This window comes from Thermogemmatispora sp., from assembly GCF_019683755.1.
Taxonomy (GTDB): Bacteria; Chloroflexota; Ktedonobacteria; order Ktedonobacterales; family Ktedonobacteraceae; genus Thermogemmatispora.
In genome coordinates, this window is the sequence record NZ_JADGHT010000224.1 from 1 (window position 1) to 7,712 (window position 7,712).

Below are 7,712 nucleotides of genomic sequence, written 5' to 3' on the forward strand. Positions count from 1 at the left end.
CCCTTACCCTACGCAACCATCCCCACCCCAGCCCTATACAGCTCATCTCATCTGCTCGCTCTCCAACGCTGACCGATTGAGAACAAGCTCAATGGCTGTTGGCCTTGAGGGCAGTTCCACCATGAGAGAACTTCCACTCCCGCACGGTCCCGCGATCAACTGGTTTTGTGCGGATGTCGCTTCCCGAGAGCAATCCGCCTTTCCCCCCACCATCACCGCCGCTCCTCCTACCCTATCCTGTCCTCCCCTTCCTCTCCTGCGACTGCCCTGTCCTTTTCCCTGCTTCCTACGTATCCACCATGCCTGCCACATCCAAAGATGCATGTGCTTGTATAAGGCACGAGCAACCCTCTACGCCAGAGTAGTATAGTCTGAAGCGATGAACTCTGCATGAACTGCGCATCCGATTAGATGAATACTTCTTCATAGAAAGGGCCGATGTAGGCGGGGAGGCCGGGTCATTTCTATGACAGTTTTTTCATGATAGAAGACAATAAGATGGGGGATCAATCTGGCTCCTTGCCTGCTGTAGTTTTGCCTGCTCCCCTGCCTTGCTATTTCAGCAGTATGGTATACTGTGCTCAAGCGAGAGGCCTATCGTATCCTCCTACCACTCAACTCTTCGTCGCAAGGAAGGATGTCACGTGGTCAAAGAGCAGTCTCTTGACAACCTCTGGCTAGCCCAGGCCCTGTTTGATCTCAATGGTGTCCAGTTCGGGAACTTCACGGTCAGTGAATCGGCGGTGAGTTCCCCTGTCTTTGTGAATCCCAAGGTGCTGATCAGCAACCCGCTGGCCTTGCGTGTGGCCAGTAAGCTGATGCAGCAGGAAATCAGCCTTGCTCAGTCACTGAGGCGTCCGCGCGTTCACCCGTTCAACGTGGTTGCTGGCGTGCCGGTCGGTGGGCTGCTTTTAGCGACGGCCTATTCGCTGGAGACCAACACGCCGCTGATCTATGCCCGTATTCGCCCCGAGGGAACTGGCCAGCGAGGGATCGAGGGCCGCTATACACCGGGGGACACCGCCCTCATCATTGATGACTTGATCACGCGCGGTGGCAGTGTGCTGGAGACGGCTGCGCTGCTCGAAGAGCATGGCCTCAAGGTGAAGGATGTGATTGTCCTGATCGATCGCGAGCATGGGGCCACGGAGCGCCTGCGCCAGCATGGCTATAATCTGATCAGTATCCTCAAGCTTGATGTGATGCTCAATCACTATATGTCGCGCGGTCTAATCTCAGAGGAGACCTATCGAGTCTGCTCCGAGTATCTTCAAAGCAAGCGAGCAGAGCTGCGACAGTCCTAGCGAGACACGCGTCGGATCTCTCTCAGCATTCCAGGGCAGGCGACAACGATACGGCGGAAAAGAAGAGGCCAAAGGCTTCCGTGAGCATAGTGGCCGCGGCCTCTTCTCTTTTCTCACGACGAGTCTTCAGCCAGTACCGGCGCTCGGAAGGCTGACTCTTTCGCTCTGGCCGGAAGCTGTCCCCTTAGCTCTGAGGATAGGGGGGAGTTGGCGCAGGGCGTGGGCCATCCTGGGGCAGCGGAGCAGTCTGACGCTCGCGGGCGGTATGCAGTGTTTTCAGCAATGGCTCGATCAGATCGAGGGGCAGCGGGAAAATGATGGTTGAATTCTTCTCTACGGCGATCTCGGTCAGGGTCTGCAGGTAGCGCAACTGCAGCGCGCCAGGCTCAGACGCGATGATATTCGCCGCTTGGGCCAACTGCGTAGCCGCTTGTAGCTCACCCTCGGCATGGATGATTTTCGCTCGCTTTTCGCGCTCGGCTTCGGCCTGTTTGGCCATCGCACGCTGCATGGTCGCCGGTAGTTCCACATCTTTGATCTCTACGGCGGTTACCTTCACCCCCCAGCGCTCGGTAAATTCATCAATGATGGCCTGCAGCTCGCGATTGATCTTGTTGCGCTGGGACAGCAGTTCATCCAGCTCTGACTGTCCCAGTACGTTGCGCAGGGTGGTCTGCCCGATCTGGGTAGTGGCCTGCAGATAGTTCATGACATTGACCACTGCGGCCTCGGGGTTCACCACATAGAAGTAGATGACGGCAGTCACTTTGACTGTGACGTTGTCTCGGGTGATGACTTCCTGTGGGGGCACGGTGAGCGTGACAATGCGCAGGTCGACTCTCAAGAGGCGTGCAATCACGGGGGGAATCCAGCACAGGCCTGGTCCACGCGTGCCGCGCAGGTTGCCAAGGACAAAGAGGACGCCGCGCTCATACTGCTGGATGACGCGCAAGCCGGAGAGCAGGAAGAGCACGACAATCAGGGCGATGACGACGATAGCGCTTATAGCGATAGGGTCTCCCATTGGGAATCCTCCTTTTCTGAGGGTGGGATGGTTGATCTATGGTCGGCAGACAGGGCCGGTGACTGACTCGGCCGGACGTAGAGGCGAAGCCCCTCGACCGCGACGATGGTGACCTCGCAGCCCTCGTCGAGGGAGCTGTAAGGTTCAACCAGGCTGGCTGCCCAATCCTCGCCGCAATACTTTACTCTGCCACTAGGGGTGAGCGGGGTGATGGTCACTGCACGGGACCCGATCATGCTTTCGATCCCCGAGGGCCGACGCTGACGCTGGGCCCGGACAACTATGCTTACCAGGAGCAGGCTGAGCAGACCCACCACCGCCGCCATGAGATAGACAATCCAGGGGTTGACCCCCGGGCCGTGTTCCACTTGATCGCTATTGAAGAATAGTAACGAGCCAACTACTAGGGAGATGACTGCGCCCACAGTCAATATGCCGTGCGAGGGAAGGCGAATATCTAAGACCAGCAAGATCAGGGCAAGACCCATGAGTAGTAGACCCGTCCAGTTGGGAGAAAGCGATCCCGCCCCCAGGAGGAAGAGGATAAGGGCAATGCCGCCAACAACGCCAGGTACAATGGCACCAGGATGGGAGATCTCTAGGTAGATACCGATGAGGGCGACGATGAACAGGAGAAAGACAACATTGGGATCAAGGAGAAAGCTATAGAGGGCATCGAATAGCCCGGGGGAGAGAGTAGTGAGCGCCGCTCCGGCGGTGTGCAGAACCACACTGTGCCCAGGGGAGAGGGTAATGCGGTGTCCATCTGCGCTCTGCAGCAGCTCCGGGAGTGAGCGTGCACCAAGGTCAACGATGTGCTCGCGCAGGGCCGTCTGGTCATCATAGGAGGCGGCGTCTGTGACCATGCGAGCCGCCAGGGTAGCATTGCGACCATAGCGGTTCTGCGTGCCGGTAATCTGCGCCACCAGATCACTTTCGATTTTCTTGAGAAGGGTGGAGTCTAGATTGCTTCCGGTGCTGCTCACAGGGCTGGAGGCACCAATACGTGTGGTAGGGGCCATCGCGGCAAGGGGGGCCGAGAGCGCTACAAAGGCGCCCGCCGAGGCAGCACGCGCGCCCGGTGGATAGACATAGGTGATGATAGGCACCGTGCTGGTCAGCTCTGCCTGGGTGATCTGCTTCATGGAGTCCAGGTCACCGCCAGGCGTGTCAATGACGATGACGAGAGCCTGCGAGCCATCGCTGGCAGCCGTGGCAATGGCTTGCTGGAGAAAGCGCGCCGTGCTCGGGTTAATCTCGCTGTTAAGATTGACTACGTCAACGTGCAAGGAGGCGGCCCGGGCAGGCTGTGCGCTCGGCTGGGCGATCCCTATCCAGGCCAGGAGGACCGCAATGGCGGGGACAAGCACAAGCGCCCAGGCCCGCACACCTTTCTGTGCTGGTCGATGCTGGCTCGTGTTCATGGCTTCGATCCTTTGGAGTGGAAGACAGCTCACTCGCTGTCGACTTGATTACCACTGAGGCGGGTGTTTGGCCTGCCTTCTCCTGGGGTTCCCGGTCTCAGACCACTTCCATAAGCGGCCCCTTGCCAGCCGAGGCCTGTCACTGTGACCAGCATCCTGCTTGTACTGCCCCCTCTTCCTCTGGGTTGCTTCCTCCTCGTCGGCCCAGCCTCCACTGTGCCTGCTCTGGTAGTGGATCTGTCCCTGGCTGGTTTGGGGTATTGCTTATTGCTATACGAGATGATAGCGCAAATTTCTGTCTGCGTCAATCTATGGCGTCTGCCTCTCTCTTGAAGGCTGGAGCAACTGACCGTAACCAGCCAGTCAAGCCAGCGGCAGGCCTCCTGATGAAAGAGGCTGCCTGAATCGGTCCACAGGAGCTGACTAGCTGATTGACTGACTGACTGGCTGGCTGACAAGCAGAGGGCGAGGGAGAAAGCTCGCCGGCCCTGGTTAGTTGGCCTGCGTCTGAAGTGCGCGCAGGACCTCAAAGAGCTTCTGGTTATCGGGTAAATCGGAGGGGCTGGCGGTGACCTCGATGTGGCGAATAATGCCCTCTTTATCGATCACGATGACGGCACGCTCTGACATGCCTGCTGGGTGACGCAGCCCATACAGGTCGACAACAGCCCCTTGGGGGTAGAAGTCAGATAGCAGGGGGAAGGAGGTACGCATCGCCTGTGACCAGGCATCCAGCGCATAGACGCTGTCCATGCTGATGGCTACTACCTCAGTATCGGCGTTGCGGAAGCGCTCTAACTCGCGCTCATAGGAAGGAAGCTGCGCTGAACAGACGCGGCTGAATGCGAAGGGGACAAAGGCGAGAACAACGTTTTTTTTACCGCGGAAGTCGGCAAGATGCCAGTCTTCGCGGACATGGCTTTTCAGAGTGAAGTCGGGCGCGACATCGCCGACCTTGAGTGTCCTGGTGTAGGAACGGGCGGACTCAGCCATGTGATGTGGAGCCTCCTCTCGCAAGCACTATCATGATACCTGTGGCCATGTGACCTGTCCAGATCTGAAACTGCGGGCAGGGGCATAGCCAGAGCAACAAGCTGCCCACTCGTTCAGTCTAGACCCGGGCGGCTTGACAGGCCAGAGCCGTTGCTCTATCCTTGGGGCGAGCTACCTTTCTTATGAGATCGGCCCATTGGCCCGGCTCCCTGTGGGCAGAGTCCCAGCCCAGACGCAGGGCCGGTCTGCAGCGCGCGCTATCGAAAGCTGGCCCGACGAGGGAGTGGGCGCGTCCTGGCCGGGCACGGTTCTTGCCTTCCGCAAGAGGGGAAGGCAGGCTGTCGTCCAGATATGCTCTCGGCCGAGAACCGTACTGCAAGGCGGTTCTCGTCTTCTCTTCCCTGGTACTGTTCTGAATTGTAGTCCTGGTGAGGAAGCTATGTCAAATGTGCGCAGCTCTTCGCGGGGTCTGCCGGCTTGCATGTCCTTGAGCTCCTTGCTCGCTGCGGCTGGGCCAGTGCTCAGCCGCAGGTTAGAGCGCTTGACCGATCCCGCTGGGGGGATCTTCGCTTTTCTCCCTCTGACCCTGGCGCTCCTGGTGATGTTGGCGCTCTCCTCTTGGCAGATGGTCTGGCCAACTTCTGACGTGACGCGCTACGAGTGCTATGCCTTGGCCTTCTGGTTTGGCGGGCAGGCGCAAGCGCTGGCTCCTCACATCGACTGCTCGTTCCTGCCGGCCCAGGAGCGACACCTACCACCCTTCCATACGCTGCCCATTGAGTATCCCCCGCTGACGCTTGCGCTTTTTACTCCCGGCCTGCTTGTTCCTTCAGCCTACTATCCTCTGCTCTTCGGTCTGTTGATGGCCCTGGCGGCCCTCCTCATCTACTGGCTGTTGCTGCGCTGGGGACCGCGCGGGGCAGCTCTCGCTTTCACTCTCTATTTGTTCCTGGGCGAGTGGGGTCTGGCCCTCTTACGCTTCGATCTTGTTCCGGCGGCCCTGACCTTGCTTTGTGTGCTGGCGGCAGAGCGCCGACACTGGACAGCGGCCTACTCTACTCTGGCTTTGGCGATTCTCTTGAAGATCTATCCGCTCCTGCTGTTGCCTCCTCTCTTCTTTGCCGAGCAACGGGCTTCGGCGACGGCAGCCCGAAGCGCGGCTTATGACGGTGGGGAGAAGACAGTCAGAAGCGTCACAGAGCGCCTAGCTCAGGCGCTGGCTTGCCTGCGATGCTGGCGCTGGGGCAATCTGCTGCTCTGTCTTGCGCTCGTCGTGGGGGTGACAGCGCTCTTTGCGCTCCTGGATTTTCAGGGGGCTGTGGCCAGTCAGTTGGCCTACTTTGCCCAGCGTCCCGTGCAGATAGAGTCCAGTGGCTCGCTGGTGATCTGGCTGGCAGCCTTGGCCGGGCAGCCCGTGCGCGTGGTCTACACCTATGGCTCTATTAATCTGCTTAGCCCTCTGGTACCTGCTGTTTCGACTGGGAGCACACTGGCGCTGCTGGCCGGCTATGGACTAGTGCTTTGGCAGAGCGCGCGGGGACGCATGACTTTCACAGAAGCCGCGCTGGCGGCTTTACTGGTCTTTGTGGCGACGGGCAAGGTCTTTAGTCCGCAGTATCTAATATGGCTGATGCCCCTGGTAGCCTATCTGACGGCAACGCAACGGCGCTGGCTCCTGCTGTTCGGGCTGATTGCCCTGCAGACTTCGCTCATCTACCCTTTCCTCTACACGCGTGTTCAGGATGCTACCCAGGTCTGGCGGGTTCCGGGCTTCATTCCGTTGGTCGAGCTGCGTAACCTGCTCTTTCTCCTGGTCACGGTCGGCTACCTCTTGAATCTGCTGAACCTGCGCAGGCGCTGCGCATCCCCGTCTCTGGCCCCTGCTGGGACCGGGGCAACAGGAGAAGCAGAGGGGCAGGCCTGAGAGAGCTGCCGATCAACAAGAGCAAGTCATGACGCCGCTGCTCTGGCTGCTTTTCCTCTGCTTCTTGGTTGCCAGGCGAATGTATGGGGGAAATGCGATGGCCGCTACCACCAGGCCGCCGGTTGGAGGCACTCAGGGAGCAGCGCCGGCAGAGACCGGTGCTCCTGCTCGAACGGCGATGCGGCGCGGGCGGCTTCCTTCACTTAAGGGAACCGAGAGGGTAAGGCGCCCATGCTCGTAGCGGGCCTCAATTTTGTCGGCGTCGATAGGGCGTTCGAAAGTTAAGGTGCGTTCAAGGGTACCGCTCCCGATCTCGCGCAGCAGCCAGGTGCCTTGCTGGCTCTCGCTCTCGTCGCCGCCGTGGTATCTGGCTTTGAGCGTCAGGCTATGCTCATGGGCCAGCAGCTCGATGTCCTCTGGCCTGGTCCCAGGCAGCAGAGCAGTAATGCGGTAGCCCTGCTCTGTCTCCAGCACATCCATTGGAATGGAACGTATGCCTGTCCCCAAGAGGGCCGAGCCTGGTCGTACGAAGCTCTGTTCCAGCAGGCGGTTCATCGCATCGCGCAAACTGAGCATCTCGGCAAAAGGATCGAAGCCTCGTGTAAGTGCCATGCTCGTGACCTCCTCTCAATGCAGTTCAGCCAACATTGGTGCCGGTTATCAGGCACGCTACTATTAGTCTTTGGCAAGACGTTGCTTCCTGGCAGGGTCAAGCACAAGCACAGCCAGAGAACGAGAGCTCCCGGCCCTCTCACCAGAAGAGACGCTCCACCGGGGAGAAACGGGGCAGGCAAATGCCACTCGCGCGAACCATCTCTTCTGTCATCTTTTAATCTATTGTAGCGTTCTCCCCTCGATGGTCTGATGCTGCAGGTCGATGAGGCTGTACTCGCCTTTGGCCAGCGAGCCGGGGGCAATGACAGCCGAGGTGCCAAGCAGCTCGCGCTTGCGCTCAGGGCCGCTGACTAGGACCAAGCGCGGGTTATAGCTTTTGATCAGCTCGGCCAGGGTGGGGCTGCCAGATTCGTGGAACCCTTTATGAT

At 59.3% G+C, this 7,712-nt stretch carries 6 protein-coding genes and 1 pseudogene; 2 read left to right on the forward strand and 5 right to left on the reverse strand.

Translation table 11 applies throughout. The features are described 5' to 3' along the window. Nucleotides 1–644 precede the first annotated feature (644 nt). Nucleotides 645–1,304, forward strand: a complete 660-nt coding sequence (locus IRZ24_RS13920) for a phosphoribosyltransferase family protein (RefSeq protein WP_052889045.1) — start codon at nt 645–647, stop codon at nt 1,302–1,304. 184 nt (nt 1,305–1,488) lie between these two features. Here IRZ24_RS13920 and IRZ24_RS13925 read toward each other — a convergent pair whose 3' ends face one another. The 3 genes from IRZ24_RS13925 to IRZ24_RS13935 form a co-directional block, all read right to left on the reverse strand. Continuing rightward, nucleotides 1,489–2,328 carry a slipin family protein gene (locus IRZ24_RS13925; RefSeq protein WP_297165259.1) on the reverse strand — a complete coding sequence of 280 codons (840 nt, stop codon included), beginning with the start codon at nt 2,326–2,328 and terminating at the stop codon, nt 1,489–1,491. Beyond that, a complete protein-coding gene (locus IRZ24_RS13930; protein ID WP_297165261.1) occupies nt 2,307–3,752 on the reverse strand; it encodes a nodulation protein NfeD in 1,446 nt (481 codons plus the stop codon). Before IRZ24_RS13930 ends, IRZ24_RS13925 begins: the two co-directional genes overlap by 22 nt. A gap of 492 nt (nt 3,753–4,244) precedes the next feature. Then, nucleotides 4,245–4,745 carry a redoxin domain-containing protein gene (locus IRZ24_RS13935; RefSeq protein WP_297165263.1) on the reverse strand — a complete coding sequence of 167 codons (501 nt, stop codon included), beginning with the start codon at nt 4,743–4,745 and terminating at the stop codon, nt 4,245–4,247. 481 nt (nt 4,746–5,226) lie between these two features. On the opposite strand from IRZ24_RS13935, the gene IRZ24_RS13940 reads away from it, so the two are divergent. Further along, nucleotides 5,227–6,669 carry a glycosyltransferase 87 family protein gene (locus IRZ24_RS13940; RefSeq protein WP_297165265.1) on the forward strand — a complete coding sequence of 481 codons (1,443 nt, stop codon included), beginning with the start codon at nt 5,227–5,229 and terminating at the stop codon, nt 6,667–6,669. A 132-nt stretch (nt 6,670–6,801) separates the two neighbouring features. Here IRZ24_RS13940 and IRZ24_RS13945 read toward each other — a convergent pair whose 3' ends face one another. Together IRZ24_RS13945 and IRZ24_RS13950 are read right to left on the reverse strand one after the other, a co-directional pair. Further along, on the reverse strand, nt 6,802–7,281 hold the full coding sequence (locus IRZ24_RS13945) for an Hsp20/alpha crystallin family protein (protein ID WP_297165267.1): 480 nt from the start codon (nt 7,279–7,281) through the stop codon (nt 6,802–6,804). A gap of 222 nt (nt 7,282–7,503) precedes the next feature. Continuing rightward, nucleotides 7,504–7,712 (reverse strand): annotated as a pseudogene (locus IRZ24_RS13950) (heat-stable protein); the annotation flags it as partial.